This is a genomic window from Ruegeria sp. CDSA079 (genome assembly GCF_059612245.1).
This window is the reverse complement of record NZ_JBXWQF010000059.1, coordinates 1-1,458: the sequence shown is the minus strand read 5'-3', so window position 1 is coordinate 1,458 and position 1,458 is coordinate 1. Positions and strand designations below refer to the sequence as shown.

Genomic DNA, 1,458 nt, shown 5'->3' with positions numbered 1-1,458 from the left:
AGTTCGCTGAGCTCGCCATCTGACTCACAAGCGATTGCTGAAACAACTCAACGGGCTCAAATCTTTGCAACAAAACCCGCACAGTCTGCTCCATTCACCGAAAAAGCCTCCGCTAGGCCCGGCGCGACTTTGCCATCGACAGCACTATCACGAAGCCCTGCCGCGATATCCGTAGGCAAAACGTCCAAGGCCGCCTGCCCATCGTCCGGCACGAGCGCATCGAGGTACACAAGCGAGCGAATGTGGTCGGGCGCTCTATCCGCCACTCCGGTGACAACCATGCCGCCATAGCTATGACCACACAAAACAATGTCAGAGAGTTCTTCGCACCTGATTACCCCCAGGACATCCTCGATATGCATGGCCAGATCGGTTTCGTCACTCACGAGGTGAGCACGTTCACCCAACCCTGTCAGTGTCGGGGTGAAAACGTCGTGGCCCTCCTTGCGCAGAAGGGCGGCTACGCGAGCCCAGCACCATCCCCCTTGCCACGCTCCGTGGATCAATACAAATGTCGCCATAACCCGCCCCACTCCATCGATACTGCAAAGACAGTAGATTCAACAGGGCCGCCTCGTCCACAGCATCGATTGGACGTTCAGCACGAGCATCTGCAAAAGTACACTTCTGAAATGAGCCCAGAGTCACCATTATCTGCAATCCGTTCGATTGGCTTGTCGCAGCCCGAAGCGGACATTCAAATCCGTGCTTTGCAGTTACCAAGATGCGCGATCAAGCTGCCGGATTTGTCAGCGCGACTTGGTTCCGGCACCGCTATTCTGGCAACCCTGCCCGGCGAAGTGCCTCAAAGTAGCGTTTAGCGCCTTCAGAGCCGCCATAGTCCACGTTGCTACGCCACTTCGAAATCGTTTCACTAGGCTCCATTTGCAGCATTTGCGCCAAAGCCGCAGACGCTTTCTCAGGTTCCCCAAGCATTGCGTGAGCAGCGGCCCTCGTGCTGTGGAGCGCGGCATAGTTTTTTGAGAAGCGCAGACCTGCTTCTGCAAAGGCGATAGCATCATGGTCTCGACCAAGCATTACGCAAGAGGTGGCGGCACCTCCGGAAGCACCCACGAAAACGGCTCCATATCGGCCCAACCGAAGCGCCGTCTGAAAGCAACTCAATGCCATTTTAGGAAACCCGGCCCAGTTGTATCCCCAACCCATAAACAAATGCAGGCGGGCATCTAATGGCGCTCTTTGCCGGATTTGCTCAAGCGCCACGGAAAGTCGATCCGCATCCCCATCCACATTGTAATCAGCCACGGCAACACTCAAATCAAGCGTCGGGCTCTGCCCTGCCATGTGTCGTCCGGCCTCGATCCAGCGTGGCAGTTTCTCATAGTAGGGTGACAGCTCGCGACGAAGATCATAGGTTCTCGCGCCATTCATTGTCCAAATTGCTTCAGCATAGGCGGCAGCGAGGGTTGGTTTAGCCTCAATGGCCCTGGCGTGATA

General features: G+C 56.1%; 2 protein-coding genes. Both read right to left on the bottom strand.

What is annotated here, in order from left to right:
• Positions 1-56: 56 nt before the first annotated feature.
• Entirely contained in the window at positions 57-521 is a 465-nt protein-coding gene (locus AC2FJZ_RS22340; protein WP_496780426.1) for an alpha/beta fold hydrolase, read from the bottom strand.
• Positions 522-774: 253 nt separating this feature from the next.
• The coding region (locus AC2FJZ_RS22335; RefSeq protein WP_496780424.1) for a hypothetical protein at positions 775-1,458 on the bottom strand (684 nt) is incomplete at its 5' end.